This window comes from Oceanisphaera profunda (genome assembly GCF_002157895.1).
Lineage (GTDB): Bacteria > Pseudomonadota > Gammaproteobacteria > Enterobacterales > Aeromonadaceae > Oceanimonas > Oceanimonas profunda.
Genome location: NZ_CP021377.1, coordinates 2,374,616 through 2,394,632, shown reverse-complemented (window position 1 = coordinate 2,394,632; position 20,017 = coordinate 2,374,616). Strand labels below are relative to the sequence as shown.

The window sequence follows — 20,017 nt, the reverse complement described above, 5'->3', positions numbered from 1 at the left end:
TAGCGTCTGCGACGCCTAGAACACCTTTACCAAAGGTAGCTAACGCGTGATACAAGTGTGCACTCAAGAATGGATGAATTTGATCAGCGAGTTTTTAAAATTCTATGCAACGAGTTGGAATGCGAGAGAAGCTAAATGCCGTTTGAACTCCGGTCAAAACAAGTATGTGGTTATACCAAACACACTAAATAATTGATCTATTACAACCAGTACAAAAGAGGAAACAGAGTCACCTACCTCGACACGCCATAAACCCATCCATGGGGGCTCGGGAAATGCCATCCCTGGCATTGTCACGGTCGTGGGAGGCGATCTCTGTTACCTCTCTTAAGCACCGAGCTGTCTGCTAACTTCACCCACAGGCGGCTACGTGGCATAGGGGTGGATAAAGAGATCTACTCCACCGACCATCACATGACATGGATGATCATGTGTTTGAGCGCCACAGGGATGTGCTTGCAGCGTGTCGGTGGAGTAGGCCGTTTATCCGACCTTTACAGGAAGTAAAAACTGACTACTTATACCAATTACATTAATTATTAAGTCAGATTTATCCAGCTTCGATGACAAAGCGACTTCACCCGATCTACGTCGGTAATAAAGTGCTGCCATGCTGATGTGCAGGCATCAATAATGTCGTTGTAATCATTAAAGCAACGATTGGCCAGTGTATGTTGCCGGAGCCAGCTCCATACTTGTTCGATAGGATTCAGTTCGGGAGAGTAAGGGGGCAACTTAATCATAGTGAGATTGGGAAACGCATTGGCGCACTCAGCAGTGTGCCACCCCGCGCCATCCATGATGACCACGGCATGTCGACCGGGCTCGGTACGGGCTGATATCAGCGCTAAATGTACTTTCATCATCTCTCGATTAACGACGGGGCTCAGTAACGCCTCTGTCGCTCCCGTTGCTGGACACACAGCACCAAAAAGATACGCATACTCAAATTGTTGCTGCTGAACAGCCCTTGGTCGACTGCCACGTTTAGCCCATAAACGCGTGGTCGTATTTTGCTGCCCAAATCGAGCTTCATCTTGAAACCAAACATCGACTTTGCTGAGTGCAACGTGGCCGGGAATGCTAAGAATGGTCTCTAGTTTGAACTTTTTTTAAAAAGATCTTGTGCTAACTCATCCCGCTTAGGATGGCGTGAACGGCTGGTTATCCAAGAAAACCCGAGCTGGTGGACCAGGCGATATATATTGGCTATCTGATAAGACACACCAAACTCTTTCTCAATATAGGCTTGAATATCAAGTCCTTGTAACCGCCCACCACTGGTATCTCGACTTTGTTGATCGATATAGTCACTCAGTTGAGATAGTTGTTCAGTTGTAAGGTGAGTTGGACGGCCCGAAGGGCGAACACTGTCGAGTCCCGCTAAGCCATGAAGTAGAAAATTGGCTACCCATCGATTAACACTATTACGATTAACTTTGAGAAATCGCGCGATATCAGTTCGGGAATGACCTTCTTGGAAATGCGCTAATGCGAGTAGTCGCATACGTTTACGAGCATTGGTTTCTGCCTTGGCCAGCGCCACAAAGTCGGTATTCTTGATAGAGTCGGACATAGTTAAGTACCGATAACGATAAAAGCCTAGTAATTATATTAGACTGTATCTTTAGTGTAATTGGTATTATTTAGTACGATTGGTATTACCAAATGGTCACGATTTGGTCACGGAGGTGGGTTTGACAAAGTAGGAATGAAGAGTTTTAGCGGGGATGAAAAAGAAAAAAGCCCTTAGCTATTGATAGCTAAGGGCTTTTTTAAAAATGGCGGAGTGGACGGGACTCGAACCCGCGACCCCCGGCGTGACAGGCCGGTATTCTAACCAACTGAACTACCACTCCGCAAAGATGGGATAGTTAAGTACTAAATTGGTTGCCTGGCAGTGACCTACTTTCACATGGCAGCTGCCACACTATCATCGGCGCGGCTGCGTTTCACTACTGAGTTCGGCATGGGATCAGGTGGTTCCACAGCGCTATGGCCGCCAGGCATAAATTGTAATCTGGAAAGCGACCGCCATGGATGGCGGAAGTGCAGAAAATGCAGGGAGCAATTTTTCTGCCTGATATCTTTTATGAAATAATTTGTTTGTTCTTGACCGCAAGGTCTCACACTTCTTGGGTGTTGTATGGTTAAGCCGCACGGGTAATTAGTATTGGTTAGCTCAATGCATCGCTGCACTTACACACCCAACCTATCAACGTTGTAGTCTCCAACGGCCCTTTAGAGGGCGTAAAGCCCTAGGGATGACTCATCTTGAGGCTCGCTTCCCGCTTAGATGCTTTCAGCGGTTATCGATTCCGAACGTAGCTACCGGGCAATGCATCTGGCGATACAACCCGAACACCAGGGGTTCGTCCACTCCGGTCCTCTCGTACTAGGAGCAGCTCCTCTCAATCATCCAACGCCCACGGCAGATAGGGACCGAACTGTCTCACGACGTTCTGAACCCAGCTCGCGTACCACTTTAAATGGCGAACAGCCATACCCTTGGGACCGACTTCAGCCCCAGGATGTGATGAGCCGACATCGAGGTGCCAAACACCGCCGTCGATATGAACTCTTGGGCGGTATCAGCCTGTTATCCCCGGAGTACCTTTTATCCGTTGAGCGATGGCCCTTCCATACAGAACCACCGGATCACTATGACCTACTTTCGTATCTGCTCGACCTGTCCGTCTCGCAGTTAAGCTGGCTTATGCCATTGCACTAACCGTACGATGTCCGACCGTACTTAGCCAACCTTCGTGCTCCTCCGTTACTCTTTAGGAGGAGACCGCCCCAGTCAAACTACCCACCAGGCACTGTCCGCAACCCCGATAAGGGGCCTACGTTAGAACATCAGACATACAAGGGTGGTATTTCAAGGATGGCTCCACGACAACTGGCGTCATCGTTTCACAGCCTCCCACCTATCCTACACATGTAGGGCCAATGTTCAGTGCCAAGCTATAGTAAAGGTTCACGGGGTCTTTCCGTCTAGCCGCGGGTATACGGCATCTTCACCGCAAATTCAATTTCACTGAGTCTCGGGTGGAGACAGCGTGGCCATGATTACACCATTCGTGCAGGTCGGAACTTACCCGACAAGGAATTTCGCTACCTTAGGACCGTTATAGTTACGGCCGCCGTTTACTGGGGCTTCAATCAAGAGCTTCACCCGAAGGCTAACCCCATCATTTAACCTTCCAGCACCGGGCAGGTGTCACACCGTATACGTCCTCTTGCGAGTTTGCACAGTGCTGTGTTTTTGATAAACAGTTCCAGCCACCTGGTCACTGCGGCTGAGTCACGCTCCATCCGCAAGGGATTTCACATGCCTCAGCGTACCTTCTCCCGAAGTTACGGTACTATTTTGCCTAGTTCCTTCACCCGAGTTCTCTCAAGCGCCTTAGTATTCTCTACCCGACCACCTGTGTCGGTTTGGGGTACGATTCACGTGTACCTGAAGCTTAGAGGCTTTTCCTGGAAGCGGGGCATCAGTGACTTCACCGCCGTAGCGATTTCGTCTCAGGCCTCAGCATTGTGCGTCCGGATTTACCTAAACACACTGCCTACACCCTTTCACCAGGACAACCAACGCCTGGCCCACTTAGCCTTCTCCGTCCCCCCATCGCAGTACACGTCAGTACGGGAATATTAACCCGTTTCCCATCGACTACGCCTTTCGGCCTCGCCTTAGGGGTCGACTCACCCTGCCCCGATTAACGTTGGACAGGAACCCTTGGTCTTTTGGCGTGGAGGTTTTTCACCCCCATTATCGTTACTCATGTCAGCATTCGCACTTCTGATATCTCCAGCATGCTTCACAACACACCTTCGCAGACTTACAGAACGCTCCCCTACCACGCACTCAATAAAGAGTGCATCCGCGGCTTCGGTGCATAGTTTAGCCCCGTTACATCTTCCGCGCAGGCCGACTCGACCAGTGAGCTATTACGCTTTCTTTAAATGATGGCTGCTTCTAAGCCAACATCCTGGCTGTCTGAGCCTTCCCACTTCGTTTCCCACTTAACTATGACTTTGGGACCTTAGCCGGCGGTCTGGGTTGTTTCCCTCTTCACGATGGACGTTAGCACCCACCGTGTGTCTCCCGGATAGTACTTTGCGGTATTCGGAGTTTGCATAGGGTTGGTAAGTCGGGATGACCCCCTAGCCTAAACAGTGCTCTACCCCCGCAAGTATTCGTCCGAGGCTCTACCTAAATAGATTTCGGGGAGAACCAGCTATCTCCCGGTTTGATTGGCCTTTCACCCCCAACCACAAGTCATCCCCTAATTTTGCAACATTAGTGGGTTCGGTCCTCCAGTTGATGTTACTCAACCTTCAACCTGCTCATGGCTAGATCACCGGGTTTCGGGTCTAATCCTAGCAACTATTCGCCCAGTTAAGACTCGGTTTCCCTACGGCTCCCCTATACGGTTAACCTTGCTACTAAAATTAAGTCGCTGACCCATTATACAAAAGGTACGCAGTCACCCAACAAGTGGGCTTCCACTGCTTGTACGTACACGGTTTCAGGTTCTATTTCACTCCCCTCACAGGGGTTCTTTTCGCCTTTCCCTCACGGTACTGGTTCACTATCGGTCAGTCAGGAGTATTTAGCCTTGGAGGATGGTCCCCCCATATTCAAACAGGATATCACGTGTCCCGTCCTACTCGATTTCACTGTAAATGACGTTTGGTGTACGGGGCTATCACCCACTACGGCTGGTCTTTCCAGGACCATTCCACTACATCATAAACAGCTTAAGGGCTGGTCCCCGTTCGCTCGCCGCTACTAGGGGAATCTCGGTTGATTTCTTTTCCTCGAGGTACTTAGATGTTTCAGTTCCCTCGGTTCGCCTCGTAACGCTATGTATTCACGTTACGATACTCTACTAAGTAGAGTGGGTTTCCCCATTCGGATATTACGGACTCAAGCGCTTCTTACCAGCTCATCCGTACTTAACGCAGGTTAGCACGTCCTTCATCGCCTCTGACTGCCAAGGCATCCACCGTGTACGCTTAGTCACTTAACCATACAACCCCAAGAAGTGTGTTTTATGCTGTCGCGGCTTTGCAATTTCGTCGTTATTACTCTTACTCGTGCTATCACATAGAAAACTATGCTCAAGCACTCGTTCAAGTAATGCCTAGAACTTGCTGCGCTGCGACCTGCCTAAATGCTCACTTATAATAAGTAAACTTCAGGCTGTATAAAAACAATTCTCTAAGCGGGGTCGCTTGCATCAGTGACTGATGCTTACAACTATATTTCGCCAAGAATTTCTAAGACACTTGCGTATCAAGAACTACAAATTATTTCTATCAGCTTTCCAGATTGTTAAAGAACAGAGTAGTTAAACCCTAAGCGTTAGACTTTAAAAGAAGTTAATCTTTTACAGCGTAATGCTTAGTGTTTGAGCGGCTTTAATGGCGTCCCCAAGGGGATTCGAACCCCTGTTACCGCCGTGAAAGGGCGGTGTCCTAGGCCTCTAGACGATGGGGACTAAAAATATGTTTGTTGAAGCAAGCTTCAACGATTTTTAGTAAAGGTGAGCGGTGAGCTCCGCGAACCCGAGCGGCAAGAATAATGATATCCCTGTACTCCGGCTGCGCACACCGAATTATCAGAAGTAACTCTTCTGTTAATGTTTGGTGTGTAACCTTTCCCAAATCGCACATTTACTGATGAAGGCCTGTTTACATGGCGGACTATAGGCAAATCCGCCGCCACGCCTTCATCAAAAGCGCTCTACTCATATATCAAGCAAACTGTGTGAACACTCAACAGCCGTTAAGTTAAGGTAAGGAGGTGATCCAACCCCAGGTTCCCCTAGGGTTACCTTGTTACGACTTCACCCCAGTCGTGAATCACAAAGTGGTAAGCGCCCTCCCGAAGGTTAAGCTACCTACTTCTTTTGCAACCCACTCCCATGGTGTGACGGGCGGTGTGTACAAGGCCCGGGAACGTATTCACCGTGGCATTCTGATCCACGATTACTAGCGATTCCTACTTCATGGAGTCGAGTTGCAGACTCCAATCCGGACTACGACGCGCTTTCTGGGATCCGCTCACCATCGCTGGTTGGCTTCCCTCTGTACGCGCCATTGTAGCACGTGTGTAGCCCTACCCGTAAGGGCCATGATGACTTGACGTCGTCCCCACCTTCCTCCGGTTTATCACCGGCAGTCTCCCTTGAGTTCCCGCCATTACGCGCTGGCAACAAAGGATAAGGGTTGCGCTCGTTGCGGGACTTAACCCAACATCTCACGACACGAGCTGACGACAGCCATGCAGCACCTGTATCAGCGTTCCCGAAGGCACCAATCCATCTCTGGAAAGTTCGCTGTATGTCAAGGGTAGGTAAGGTTCTTCGCGTTGCATCGAATTAAACCACATGCTCCACCGCTTGTGCGGGCCCCCGTCAATTCATTTGAGTTTTAACCTTGCGGCCGTACTCCCCAGGCGGTCAACTTAATGCGTTAGCTCCGAAACCCACGTCACAAGGACACAGACTTCAAGTTGACATCGTTTACAGCGTGGACTACCAGGGTATCTAATCCTGTTTGCTCCCCACGCTTTCGCACATGAGCGTCAGTCTTTGTCCAGGGGGCCGCCTTCGCCACTGGTATTCCTTCCAATCTCTACGCATTTCACCGCTACACTGGAAATTCTACCCCCCTCTACAAGACTCTAGTTTGCCAGTTCCAAATGCAGTTCCCGAGTTGAGCTCGGGGCTTTCACATCTGGCTTAACAAACCGCCTGCGTGCGCTTTACGCCCAGTTATTCCGATTAACGCTTGCACCCCTCGTATTACCGCGGCTGCTGGCACGAAGTTAGCCGGTGCTTCTTCTGTGGTTAACGTCACAGTGTAAACGTATTAAGCTCACACCTTTCCTCACCACTGAAAGTGCTTTACAACCCGAAGGCCTTCTTCACACACGCGGCATGGCTGCATCAGGGTTTCCCCCATTGTGCAATATTCCCCACTGCTGCCTCCCGTAGGAGTCTGGGCCGTGTCTCAGTCCCAGTGTGACTGGTCATCCTCTCAGACCAGTTAGAGATCGTCGCCTTGGTGAGCCATTACCTCACCAACAAGCTAATCTCACTTGGGTTCATCCAATCGCGAAAGGCCCGAAGGTCCCCTCCTTTCCCCCGTAGGGCGTATGCGGTATTAGCCATCGTTTCCAATGGTTATCCCCCACGACTGGGCAGATCCCCAAGCATTACTCACCCGTCCGCCGCTCGTCAGCAAAGTAGCAAGCTACTCTCTGTTACCGCTCGACTTGCATGTGTTAGGCCTGCCGCCAGCGTTCAATCTGAGCCATGATCAAACTCTTCAATTAAAGACTTGATGCTCAATGAATTACTGATATATCTATTACTAGGTACACTTTGCAAGACATTGAAAAACAATATTATTTTGTTCTCAACGTGCTGCTAAGTGCCCACACAGTTTGCTTGATAAATTGTTAAAGAGCGTTGACCGTATCTCAGGTCAGGGATGCGTATTATACGCATTCCTCAGTGTTCGTCAAGTGTTTGTTTCAAACTAATTTTTCGTTCTTACAAACCCTTGTGACCGTGAGCGTGTTGCCCCGTGTCAGTGGTGCGCATTATAGGGAAGGCAGTTTTAAGCGCAAGGGCTTTTACACGATAAATGACACTTTAATGACTGACTGCTGATTAAGTAAACTGATCGTTTATTAATGCTGCAGACAAGCCCCGAATAAGGCGCCAAATCAGTTATCAACGGTACGCTTTACGTTATACGCGGTAAAAAAGCGGTGAGAGGATGCGTAAAAAATGGAGTACGTGGGATAAATCATTGAGGGGTGATGAGTAAAAGGTGAAGTTCACGAGCTAGTACCTAACAATCCAGAGAGTAAAGTGTGATACCTATAATAGAAGGAAGTGGTTTGGCTTTATTGTCCCTTACAATCTTTACACCCCCTGCTCTTCGCTTTTTGATCCAGATCCGATTGTTTTTATGCACACCTCGTATAATGTGCATATTAAATACCAATACAAGGTGGCACTGATGCAGATACTGGATACCAATAAAGAAAATAAAATATGGCCTTTGTTCCGGCTGGGCTTTCGGGTGTTCTTCTTAGGAGGCGCTTTGTTCTCAGCTGGGGCTATGCTGTTGTGGCTCTTGAGCTTGTCCGGTTTCGCCGTGCTGCCCGGTGTAAGAAACCCTATCTGGTGGCATGCCCATGAAATGTTGTTCGGCTTTGCTTTAGCTATCGTCGCCGGTTTTGTCACTACGGCGATGCAAAATTGGACTGGCGTGCCGGGTATTAAGAGTTGGCCATTGGCGATAGTTGCTGCTCTTTGGTTACTGCCTCGATTATTGATGCCATTGCGCGGTGAGCTGAATGGTTTAGTGATAGTGCTAGATTTACTCTGGCTACCTATCGTAGCCGCCATGCTGGCACGCCCTATATTGAAGACTAAACAATGGCGTAATTTATTCTTCGTGCCTTTGTTTGTGTTCTTCTCTCTGCTAAATGCGCTCAGCTATTACGCCGCCGTGAGTGGCAATTGGCTATTGAGCGAGCGAGTATTCATTACAGCGGTGCTAGCACTAAGTGCCTTGATTACCGTGATGGGTGGCCGAGTGTTCCCCTTCTTTACCGCTCGCGCGACTCAAACGCCTAAAATTGAGCCCATAGTCTGGTTAGAGAAGCTGAGCTTAGTCTCAATTTGGTTGTCAGTATTGGCTTGGCTACTCTTGCCACGCACTCCCCTCGCCAATGCGTTGCTCGCCCTACTATTATCAGTTGCCGCTATCGCACATCTCATTCGCTTAAGTCGTTGGAACTATAAGGTTACGGCTAAGGTGCCTTTGCTGTGGATCCTCTATTTAGGTTATTTATTTATTCCACTTGGCTTATTGGCTTTAGCGGCGGCGTTACTAAACATGGGCATTACCGTTTCCTTGGCTAGCCATTGGTTAACTGCCGGTGCCTTGGGTGCGGTGATCTTAGGCATGATTGCCCGCGTCTCCCTAGGACATTCCGGCCGACCATTGGCAATCACTCGCATAATAGTGATAGCTTTCTTCTTTATGTTGCTGGCCGGTGTATTGCGCTCTCTGTTACCCATGATCTCGCCCAGTTTGACTATGCAGGCGTATCACAGCAGTGCGGTTTGCTGGATTATTGCCTACGGACTTTTCTGCTGGGTGTATTGGCCAATATTGACTCAGCCGAGAGCAGATGGGCATCCGGGGTAACCCGCTGCGCGGGAATGTTGAGTGTTAAATGCTTAATGTTGAATAAAAAACACACGGCATAGCTAAAAGAAAAGCACCGAACCTTTGGGTTCGGTGCTTTTTAGTTTTAGGCCTTTGATTTCAATTTAGCTGGGGGCTGAGTTACTGACTAAATACCAAGCCTTTATCATCTGCATCCAGCGCCAGCGGGTTGCCGGGTGCGACTTTGCCAGACAGGATGGCTTGGGCCAGCGGGTTTTCAATTTTTTGCTGAATGGCTCGTTTTAAGGGCCGTGCACCAAACAGCGGATCAAAACCGGCTTCGGTCAGCTGGTCTAACAACGCTTCAGTAATTGTCACCTCGAAGCCCTTGTCTTCTAAGCGCCCGATTAAACTTTGCAGCTGAATACGTGCAATGGATTTGAGTTGATCCTTAGCCAAGGGATGAAACACCACTATATCGTCGATACGGTTGATGAACTCGGGTCTAAATTGCTGACTGAGGACGCCCATCAACATCGCTTTCATGTCTTCATAACCGGTATCGTCGTTATGCTCCTGAATAAGCTCTGAACCAATATTCGAAGTCATGATCACTACTGTATTACGAAAATCCACGGTGCGGCCTTGGCCATCGGTAAGGCGACCATCATCCAATACCTGCAATAAGATATTGAATACATCCGGGTGGGCCTTCTCGACTTCATCGAGCAAGATCACCGAATAAGGTTTGCGGCGCACCGCCTCAGTTAAGTAACCGCCCTCTTCGTAGCCCACATAGCCTGGAGGTGCGCCTACTAAACGCGACACTGAATGTTTTTCCATAAATTCTGACATATCAATGCGCACCATGGCATCGCGACTGTCGAACAGAAAATCTGCCAGCGCCTTACAGAGCTCAGTTTTACCCACCCCTGTTGGCCCCATAAATAAGAAGGAGCCCACTGGGCGATTAGGATCAGATAAACCGGCGCGGCTACGACGAATCGCATTAGAGACCGCATCCACGGCTTCGTTTTGGCCGATCACCTGAGCGTGCAGGCTATCTTCCATGCGCAGCAGCTTGTCTTTTTCGCCTTCCAGCATTTTCGCCACCGGAATCCCGGTCCAGCGCGCCAGCACGTCGGCAATTTCTTCTTCAGTGACGCGGTTTTTTAACAGATGCTGCTCTTGCATCTCGGCTTGGCCGGCTAAATCTAGCTGTTTTTCTAGCTCAGGAATGCGTCCATACTGCAATTCCGACATACGGCCTAAATCACCGGCACGGCGGGCAACTTCAAGTTCACGACGCACTTGTTCGAGTTCGGCTTTAATATGTTGGGTGCCAGCCATAGCGGCTTTTTCTGACAGCCAAATTTCTTCAAGATCCGCGTATTCGGCTTCTTTGGTGGTCAGCTCATCACGAATGATCTGCAAGCGCTTGATACTGCCTTCGTCATCTTCTTTTAATAACGCCTGCTCTTCTAACTTCAGCTGAATGATACGGCGGTCGAGTTTATCAAGCGGCTCAGGTTTGGAGTCAATTTGTAAACGAATGCTGGAAGCCGCTTCATCAATAAGATCAATGGCTTTATCCGGCAATTGACGGTCGGCAATATAGCGATGAGACAACACCGCCGCCGCCACTATGGCCGGATCGGTAATTTGCACATGGTGATGTAACTCATACCGCTCTTTTAGGCCGCGCAAGATGGCAATGGTGTCTTCTACGGTTGGCTCATTAATCAGCACTTTTTGGAAGCGGCGCTCTAACGCTGCATCTTTTTCAATATATTGACGATACTCATCCAGCGTAGTGGCACCCACGCAATGTAGCTCGCCACGAGCAAGTGCGGGTTTTAGCATATTACCCGCATCCATGGCGCCCTCGCCTTTACCGGCGCCGACCATGGTGTGCAGCTCATCGATAAACAGGATCACTTGGCCTTCTTCTTTAGCCAGCTCGTTGAGCAGTGACTTAAGGCGCTCTTCGAATTCACCGCGATATTTAGCGCCCGCAATCAGTGCCCCCATATCGAGGGACAATACTCGCTTACCTTTTAGGCCTTCGGGCACTTCATTATTGATGATGCGCTGGGCCAGCCCTTCGGCAATGGCGGTTTTACCCACGCCCGGTGCGCCAATCAACACAGGGTTATTCTTAGTGCGGCGTTGTAGCACTTGAATGGTACGGCGAATTTCATCATCACGGCCAATCACAGGATCTAATTTGCCCTGCTCGGCGCGTTCGGTGAGATCAATAGTGTACTTTTCTAACGCTTGGCGATTTTCTTCCGCATTCGGATCGTCAACCTTTTGCCCACCGCGCACTTCTTCGATGGCCTTACTTAAATTCTCTTTACTTAAGCCCGAGCGTTTAAGCAGCTCACCCAGCTCGCCTTGTTCATCTACGGCAGCCAACAAGAACAATTCTGATGAGATGTAAGTGTCTTTACGCTGCTGCGCTAATTTATCGCACTGATTTAGCAATCTCGCCAATACCGGCGACACCTGTACATCAACGCCCGAGCCACTTACCTTGGGCAAGCGCTCTACCGACTTATCCAGCTCTACCCGTAAGGTGTTGCCGTCCACGCCCGCATTGGTTAGCAAGGGCCGCAAAGAACCGCCTTCTTGATTGAGCATGGCAATCAGCAAATGCGCGGGTTCTATATAGGCATGATCTCGCCCCACCGCCATCGACTGAGCATCTTGCAGGGCAAGTTGAAATTTACTGGTAAGACGATCGAGTCGCATCAGAGCCTTCCTCCAACAATCCGCTCACAGCGGGAAAAGATAAGTGTTTACTGATATTAAAGATGGGGGGATTGGTGAAATTTCAAGCTTTGGGGGGAAATGAATTACAGCGTCGAACTTACTTGCTACACAAAATGCTGAATGCTTAATTTCTCCTGATTACGTATGAACCTCAGCCATAATGCACCCTGTTTCGGTTTGTTCTTTGTAGCTGCCCAATTTATTCGGCAGGCCAGCTCTGCTGGCTGTTACTGAGGTTTAGATTTAAGCCAAAACACCAAACCGGGCCGAATAAATTGGCCCCTACAAGGTCAAAATACCAAAATGAGCCTCATATTCTTTACCAAAGAGGCGACACCTACCTGTAACCTATTGAATTAATTACTACTTAAATCTCTGAAACATGGCTGAGCTTTGTGGGTAATCAGGTAATTTTTAATGTTGAATGAAAAGAAATCGTCTTTCACTCAACATTTAGCATTGAAAATTCAACATTTTCGCGCAGCGAAGAGTCACCCCAACCAAATCAAGCTGGCTTGGCGGCCGGTTTTTGGCTCGCGTCGATACGAGAAAAAACGCTCAGAGTCAGTATAAGTGCAATAGTCACCGCCATAACACTGGGTTACACCCGCGGCGGCCAAGCGTAAGCGCGCCAGCTGATAAATATCTGCCAGCCACTTATCACTACTTATATCACTCTCTTTATCACCGTGCGCCACAAAAGCTGCAGCGGCCAGTGGCGAGTGCGCGATAAAAGCGGCACGCACTTCGCCGCCTACTTCAAAAGCACTCGGGCCAATAGCTGGCCCTAGCCAAGCCTGCACATTTGCAGGATCAACATTCATAGCCTGCAAGGTGGCTTCTAATACGCCATTTGCTAAGCCACGCCAGCCCGCGTGAGCTGCCGCCACTACCGTGCCAGCGGTATCACAAAATAATACCGGTAAGCAATCGGCAGTCATAATAGCGCACACCTGCCCTGGCGTGCGGCTCAGTACGGCATCAGCGACGGGCGTGGCTGTGGCATTCAAAGGCAAGGGCAAAGTAACCACGCCCGTGCCGTGTACTTGCTCTAACCACACTGGCGTATTAGATAAGTCTAAGTGAGTCGCTAACTGCGCTCTATTACGCTGCACGTCGGCAAGGCTATCGCCGACGTGGGTACCCAAATTTAAGCTGGTATAAGGTGGCGCACTAACGCCACCACTGCGCGTAGTTTGCGCACTGCGCACATTGTCCGGTGCCGGCCAATGTGGTTGGATCACGTTCATCACGTTAGCTCCATGACGTTAAGATTGAAAACAAGCGCCCGGCTAAGCTAAACCCTAAATCTTCTGCTGCGCAGAATTCGCAGCGGTCGCGCGAAACTACAAAACACTCCCTTGGTTTAGGTTTAGCGTTTATAGGGTGCTGCTTTAGCTGGCACTCCCGCCTCAGCGGGATTTTGGTTTTAGATCTAATTCTATCCTGCTTCGCAGGACCCACAGCTGAAGCGTGGGGCTACAAAACACGCGGTTTTTGTTAACTCGGCGCTTGGAGCCGGGCGCTGGGCGCTGCTTTAGTCCTTAGGTCCACACCAACTCATCCGGATGAGCGGCAGTGTCGGCTTTTAACAGTCTAATCAGCTCCACGAAATCATCGGGTAATGGCGATTGCCACTCCATCATTTCGCCGGTAATGGGGTGCTCTAAGCGCAATAACACCGCATGCAAGGCTTGGCGTTTAAACTCACGCAAAAAAGCCAACAACTCAGGCTCGGCGCTACGTGGCGGCTTCATACGACCACCGTATGTAGGGTCACCAACTAACGGATGCTGTAAGTGCGCCATGTGCACGCGAATTTGGTGCGTGCGGCCACTTTCTAGGCGCAGGCGCAGACGAGTATGGGCACGAAATTTTTCCATCACTCGATAGTGGGTGCGGGCCGGTTTACCGGACGGCACCACCGCCATTAGGATACGTTGCGTAGGATGACGACCAATATTGGCGTCTACCGTACCGCCCGAGGTCATGTGGCCGATGGCAACCGCCTCATACTCACGGGTGATTTCTCGGCCCTGCAGCGCCGTCACCAGATGGGTTTGCGCGGGTATGGTTTTTGCCACCACCATCAATCCGGTGGTGTCTTTGTCTAGGCGGTGCACTATGCCGGCGCGCGGCACTTCGGCAATGCTTGGGCAATAATGCAACAACGCATTGAGCATGGTGCCACCGGGCGTACCCGCACCAGGATGCACCACTAAACCCGCAGGTTTGTTAATGACCATGATGTCATCGTCTTCATAGACGATGTCTAACGGGATATCTTCCGGGTCAAAGCGCACATCGTCTTCAAGTTCGGCATTGATCTGAACTTGCTGACCGAGGGTCACTTTAGCGCGGGGCGTATTAGCGACTTCGCCATCCACTGTTACTTGATCTAACTGAATCCACGTCTTGATCCGAGTACGAGAATAATCTGTAAACATTTCCGCCAAGGTCTGATCTAAACGTTGACCATGTTGGTGTTCGGCGACGGTGCCGTTTAATTCGATTTGCTGGCTCATAGCGACACTGGTTACCAAATGATGTTTAATTGGGTATTCTAGCGTTTCTTGACGCTGAGTTAATCAGTTTCCGCAAACTTGACGCTTAAATCGCAAAAATGGACTCTTTACATGGCTAAACAACGACGCGTATGGCTCACTTTGACCCTTGCCTTGGCTTTAGCGGCCACTGGCTGCTCGAGCACCAAAAAAGATTCGGTGCCAGATGAGCCACCAGAAGTACTGTATCAAGACGCACAAGCTCGCTTACAGTCGGCCAATTACATTCGTGCCGCTGAGTTACTCGAAGCCATGGACTCCCGTTATCCGTTTGGGGCTTACTCTAATCAAGTACAGCTGGATTTAATCTATGCCTATTACAAGCAAGATGACTCGGCCCGCGCCTTGGCTAACATTGACCGCTTTATTCGCTTAAATCCTAACCATCCGAGTGTGGATTACGCACAATATATGCGCGGCCTTACTAACATGGCCACCGATCATAACTTCTTCCAAGAGCTGCTTAATATCGACCGTACCGACCGTGATCCGGCCTACGCTCGCCAAGCCTTTGCAGATTTTCGCCAATTGCTACGCCAATACCCCGACAGCGCCTATGCGGCAGACTCGCGCGCCCGCATGATCAGCCTTAAAAATCGCTTAGCTCAATACGATTTAGCGGTGGCGCAGTTTTATATGAAACGCGGCGCTTGGTTAGCCGCCGCCAACCGCGCCAAGCAAGTAGTCGAGTCTTACCCAGATACCGACACCTTGCAGCCAGCATTAACCATAATGGCTGACGCTTATAACACTCTAGGTTTAACCGAAATGGCCAACAACGCCAAAGCGGTGCAACGCGCTAACTTCGCCGGAAATTAACTGATTTAGCCAAGCATTAAGCAATAACCAACAACCCCGCATTAGCGGGGTTTTTTATATCTCCCTCCTAGTCGTTAGTCTTCTTTAGGTCGCTTTCTATTAGCGCCAACCGCTGGCGCGCCCATCGCAAAACGCATTGCAATGGATTCAAAACGCTTGTAAGGACTCGCTTGACATGCTTAAATTGCCCAAAAATTAAGTAAGCCATATATTTATTTTTCTTTTAAATATGCAATAAATATATAGCTTTAAAGTCAGAAAGTTGGATTTTTCGTCTTTTAGAAAACACAAAAACACTGTGTGCAGCTAACACTAGCTAAGCGCAGAAAATTGGTAAGCACCAATAATAAAAACAGGAAGCACAATTAATGACGTTTAATAAATCTGTTTTGGCAGCTGCGGTTACGGTCGCCATTTCATCACCTGCGTTTTCAGCTTTTGACCCTTCTGATTCTTCACAGTGGTATCCAGATTATTCATATCCAATTCTAAATGTTAATGCCGGTGAAATTACTGCACAAGGCACAGGCTCCATTACCATAGGTTCAGGAAAAGTACAATACCTTAAAGATATTACTCGCACAACTGCTAAAGAGGACGACGGTAGTACAAAAGAAGTAATATCTATCAGTAATTTACTGAAAAACCAGCGCCCTAGTGAGAGCAATTCCGGCGTTCACTCCGGAAATGCTCTTTATTTCAGTAAAGACAGTAGCCTAATCGAGCTTAAAGACGCTAATTTGAGCAAGATGGACTTTGATCTACGTGATGCCAACAAACGTGATAGTGGATCCCCACATGAAGAATTTCTGAGTGAAGGAACAAAAAGTACTTTTGTACTCAATAATGTTACGGCCACAGAAGCTTTTATTGAAACCAACGGTGCCCTCATTGGTCATGATGGAAATTCAGCCGCGATTGAAATAAAAAATAGTACGTTAACTGGATATGATTTTGATATTCAGGAAGATGATGAGCCTATTCCAGATATATACAAGGGACACAAAGAGTTACTGGTCAACAACGGTGGCGATATCGTTTCTGATAATACTGACGGTATAGACCCAGATCTTTACCCTAGTGGTGGTAACGCCATTGATATCAGCGGTAGTAATATCAATGGTCTAATTATTAATGAAGACTGGAGTGGCTCTGAGGCTCCCATGAAAGGTGGCGACATTGCCTCAATGGAAGGCGCAGGTATTTCGGTACGAGATAGCGAATGGCATGGTGGCGTTATCAATAGTTCACGCAATGCGGTTTCCACCATCAGCGGCGGCACTAACGGCATTGAGATGATCAACACCAAATTTGTCGGCGCCATTATCAATGAGGCTTTGGGTACTTCAGCGGAAAACCGACCAGTGATTGCTGGTGATAAGCGCGCCATCTTGGTTTCTGGTGGCAGCTTCAAAGGCAACATCGACAACAGCGGCCTGCTGCTCGTAGGCAATGATTACGGTTACTACGAGGAAGATGCCAGTGAGGGTGCCATCGTACTGAGCGAGACTCGTTTTGAAGGCGATATCGTCAACAGTGGAGAAATAAGCAATGAAGACGAGTTTGGTTCTAACAGTGGCAAAGCTGCCATTGTGGTTGAGCGTAGCCAAGTCATCGGCAATATTATCAACACTGGTCAGATTCAGGGTGCCATTGTCGTCGATGGCAGGAAACAAGAGTGGACAGATTTAGATGAGCTAAATCAGTCTTCTTGGAAAAATACTGCCGGACACGGTTCAATGAAAGGCAACATTATCAACACCGGAAATATTCAGGCTGGGTATACTTCTAGCGCTATAGATATAGAGGGTGCGGACTTCGAAGGCAACATTGTCAACGAAGGTAGTATCAACTCAATGGGAACGGGCGTTGCTATAACGGGTAAGTTTGTAGGTACAGGTACAAGCCAGCATGATAACTCTCATCATGAAAGTGCTTCAACTATGGGAATAGGTATCGCAACTGCCAATATTATTAATACAGAGCATGCGAGCATTAACAGTAACGGTGATGGCATACTTCTTGACTCCATTAATTTTACTGGAAATATAGAAAACGCCGGTAATATTAATAGCGATTATGGAAGCGGCATTGCTATTCATGGAGGGCATGACCAAACGACGATTAGTTTGGATAAAAATGAACTTCCTGATACGAAGGGTGCTTACGGCGAGATTGCTACTCACCGCAGCATTGTATCCAAGATCGTAGGCAACATCCTAAATACAGAAACTGGCCATATCAATAGTATCTCATCGAACTTCTATACAGAAGGCAGTACTGCTATTCGCTTAAATTACGTGGATATGGATGGCGACATAGTAAACCATGGTCAAATAACTGCAAATGGTAATGGTATAGAAATTACTGGTGGACGTGATTTCACTCAAAAAATTATTTGGAATAACTCTTCTGGCAGCCAAACTGCGGCTATTGAAGGCGAATGGAAAACTCAAACCAGCACTTTGAAAGGTAATATTTTTAACAGCGGTGATATTCAGTCTAGTAAACACGGAATTATCATTAATGAAAGCGCCGTTCTTGATGGAAGCATTATAAATAACGGTACTATTCAGGGTGAAGAAAGCGGAGTTACCTTAGCTGGTGGCTACCATAAGAACGGCTCTTATATTAGCCAGCACATTTGGGAAGGTGAAGGTAGTAATGTATCGGAAGAAGACCGCGGCCAGCTAGAAAAAATCGCGTTGGCTTCCGTTTTTAACGGCAGTATCACTAACAACGGTGACATTCAGAGCCAAGGTATAGGTATCGATCTGTCCAACCTCAGCGCCAATGCCAGTATCACCAACCGCGGTATCATCCGTGGTACGGAAACCGGTATTAATATCGAGGACGATGTAACCGGCAACCTCACCATCAACCAGTTGGCAGGCGAGCTGAACGGTACCACCGCCCTACGTATGAACAAGGTCACTCGCACTAACTACACTGGCGGTAAAATTAAAGGTGATGTAAGCAACAATGGCGGTACTTTCTATGTAGAGGGCAATCGCAACATTGCTGGTGATTACGTTCAAACTTCAGGCTCAACCTTAGCCATGGGTCTACATAAAGAAGCGAGTCTGACTGCTAATAATATTGATTTAGCAGCAACTAGTAAGATATTGATAGATCTCTCTCAAGGTAATTTTTACATCCAAAATGGTCAAGAAGTAGCGTTATTGAAAGTGAATAAAGACGGCGTGCTCACAACAGACGGCGTAACTTATGAAGTGACAGGCACAAACTTAGTTACCGTAGCGACCACTAACACAAAAGATGGCAAGCTGGTGTTAACTTTTGACCGCACTTCGTTTACTGAACAGGTAGCTGATGCAGTTAAAGCTGGTAAATTCAGTGGTCAGCTAGCTAATAACGTATCCAGGATGGCCATTGTATTACAAAGACTTGATGCCCTAGCCCAAAGTAATCCAGCTATAGCTAAACTGTTAAATAGCCTAGATGGAAGCCCTGAAAGCTTTACCTCCTTACTACCAGACGTGTCTGGCGCCAGCGTAGCCGGTGCCATGAGTGCGGTTAGCCAATCCGGCTCACTGGTTTCTGTGCGCGCGACCAGCTTAGCATCAGGTGACATGCTGGATAACGGCGGCATGTGGGTGCAAGGTTTAGTGTCTAAAGGTGATCAAGACAACCGTAATGGCGCAGCATACGACACGAAGAGCAACGGTTTTGTGATGGGTGCTGATACTAAACTCAATACCGGTTTAGTTGTAGGTGCGGCTTATAGCTTCATTAACACAGATAGCACTACCCAAAACAGCAATACCGACTCTGACTATCACATGGCCACCGCATATGCGTCGCAAGCCATGGATAAGATATTGTTAGACGGTCAGGCTTACTACGCTTGGGGTGATAACGACAGTAGTCGTAACATTGGCACCACGGCTAACTACGACAGCAGCCTGTACGGTGCACGCGTGGGTGCCGGTTATCAGTATGACGTGGCTCCAGCTACTCACCTGATACCGACGCTGTCACTGGAAGCATCTCGCTTATCCGTAGACGGTTACACGGAAACAGGTCTTGCCGGCTTGAAGGTTGATAGCCAAAATTTTAACCGCTTAGAGCTGGGCTTAAACACAGAATTGAGCAAAGACTATCAGTTACGTAATGCCATGCTAACGCCAAGCGTTAATTTAGGCGTGTTCCACGACTTTGAAGGCGAAGCGCAAAACAGCACAGTGGCCTTTGCTGCTGCACCGGCTGAAACCTTTAATGTTACCGGTACTAAGCCAGAGAAAACCCGTTATGTAGCCGGCGTGGGCTTGGACATTGTTAGCAATGAAGTGCTAACTGTGAGCGCCGAGTATAACTACAACTGGAATACCGATGGCTTTGACGCTAACTCAGGCGCACTGAAATTCCGTTGGGACTTCTAAGTTAAAGCAGCGCCCGGCGCCAAGCGCCCAGTTAAGCTGAAAAGCTAGACTAAGAAAAAGTTAAACACTAACGCTGTGATATAAATAAAAGCGAACCCTAGGGTTCGCTTTTTTGTTTGCTGAATGCAGGGAAGACCTAACCGTTCTGCTGCGCAGAATTCGCAGCTAAAGCGCGAAGCTACAAGTTCCACACCTGAAGCTTGGGGCTACAGAAAACGCGGGGGGGGTTGTTAACTGGGCGCTTGTTTG

Annotated in this window: 7 protein-coding genes, 2 tRNA genes and 3 rRNA genes; 3 read left to right on the top strand and 9 right to left on the bottom strand. The window is 48.6% G+C overall.

The features are described from left to right. Positions 1–539: 539 nt before the first annotated feature. The 6 genes from CBP31_RS10510 to CBP31_RS10485 form a co-directional block, all read right to left on the bottom strand. A protein-coding gene (locus CBP31_RS10510) for an IS630 family transposase (protein WP_407668797.1) occupies positions 540–1,564 on the bottom strand; the annotation gives its coding sequence in 2 pieces (ribosomal slippage) (positions 540–1,112 and positions 1,115–1,564; 1,023 coding nt in all). Between the two features lie 218 nt (positions 1,565–1,782). Beyond that, a tRNA-Asp gene (locus CBP31_RS10505) sits at positions 1,783–1,859 on the bottom strand. A gap of 33 nt (positions 1,860–1,892) precedes the next feature. Next, positions 1,893–2,007: ribosomal RNA gene (gene rrf, locus CBP31_RS10500) — 5S ribosomal RNA — on the bottom strand. 139 nt (positions 2,008–2,146) lie between these two features. Further along, positions 2,147–5,039: ribosomal RNA gene (locus CBP31_RS10495) — 23S ribosomal RNA — on the bottom strand. Positions 5,040–5,434: 395 nt separating this feature from the next. Then, positions 5,435–5,510 (bottom strand) — tRNA-Glu (locus CBP31_RS10490). A 298-nt stretch (positions 5,511–5,808) separates the two neighbouring features. Next, a 16S ribosomal RNA gene (locus tag CBP31_RS10485) occupies positions 5,809–7,351 on the bottom strand. The 16S, 23S and 5S rRNA genes sit together here with 2 tRNA genes alongside, the layout of an rRNA operon. A gap of 692 nt (positions 7,352–8,043) precedes the next feature. On the opposite strand from CBP31_RS10485, the gene CBP31_RS10480 reads away from it, so the two are divergent. Then, the gene (locus CBP31_RS10480) at positions 8,044–9,246 is read left to right on the top strand and encodes an NnrS family protein (protein WP_174664650.1); all 1,203 of its coding nucleotides are present in this window, start codon (positions 8,044–8,046) and stop codon (positions 9,244–9,246) included. A 141-nt stretch (positions 9,247–9,387) separates the two neighbouring features. Here the strand turns inward: CBP31_RS10480 and clpB are convergent, their stop codons facing one another. The 3 genes from clpB to rluD form a co-directional block, all read right to left on the bottom strand. Continuing rightward, entirely contained in the window at positions 9,388–11,961 is a 2,574-nt protein-coding gene (gene clpB / locus CBP31_RS10475; RefSeq protein ID WP_087037071.1) for an ATP-dependent chaperone ClpB, read from the bottom strand. Positions 11,962–12,473: 512 nt separating this feature from the next. Then, positions 12,474–13,232 (bottom strand): peptidoglycan editing factor PgeF, encoded by a 759-nt coding sequence (pgeF, locus tag CBP31_RS10470; protein WP_087037069.1) that lies wholly within the window; start codon positions 13,230–13,232, stop codon positions 12,474–12,476. Between the two features lie 294 nt (positions 13,233–13,526). Beyond that, positions 13,527–14,507, bottom strand: a complete 981-nt coding sequence (rluD, locus tag CBP31_RS10465) for a 23S rRNA pseudouridine(1911/1915/1917) synthase RluD (protein ID WP_087037067.1) — start codon at positions 14,505–14,507, stop codon at positions 13,527–13,529. 111 nt (positions 14,508–14,618) lie between these two features. Here rluD and CBP31_RS10460 point away from each other — a divergent pair, with 111 nt between their 5' ends. Both CBP31_RS10460 and CBP31_RS10455 read left to right on the top strand, forming a co-directional pair. Further along, complete coding sequence (locus CBP31_RS10460) at positions 14,619–15,365, top strand: outer membrane protein assembly factor BamD (protein ID WP_087037065.1); 747 nt, start codon at positions 14,619–14,621, stop codon at positions 15,363–15,365. A gap of 368 nt (positions 15,366–15,733) precedes the next feature. Further along, positions 15,734–19,768 (top strand): autotransporter family protein, encoded by a 4,035-nt coding sequence (locus tag CBP31_RS10455; protein ID WP_087037063.1) that lies wholly within the window; start codon positions 15,734–15,736, stop codon positions 19,766–19,768. The last annotated feature ends 249 nt before the right edge of the window (positions 19,769–20,017 follow it).

What these genes read in the sequence shown, in the direction of transcription:
- pgeF (WP_087037069.1), bottom strand. Translation starts at nt 13,232, where the DNA reads ATGAACGTGATCCAACCACATTGGCCGGCACCGGACAATGTGCGCAGT.
- rluD (WP_087037067.1), bottom strand. Translation starts at nt 14,507, where the DNA reads ATGAGCCAGCAAATCGAATTAAACGGCACCGTCGCCGAACACCAACAT.
- CBP31_RS10455 (WP_087037063.1), top strand. Translation starts at nt 15,734, where the DNA reads ATGACGTTTAATAAATCTGTTTTGGCAGCTGCGGTTACGGTCGCCATT.
- CBP31_RS10460 (WP_087037065.1), top strand. Translation starts at nt 14,619, where the DNA reads ATGGCTAAACAACGACGCGTATGGCTCACTTTGACCCTTGCCTTGGCT.
- clpB (WP_087037071.1), bottom strand. Translation starts at nt 11,961, where the DNA reads ATGCGACTCGATCGTCTTACCAGTAAATTTCAACTTGCCCTGCAAGAT.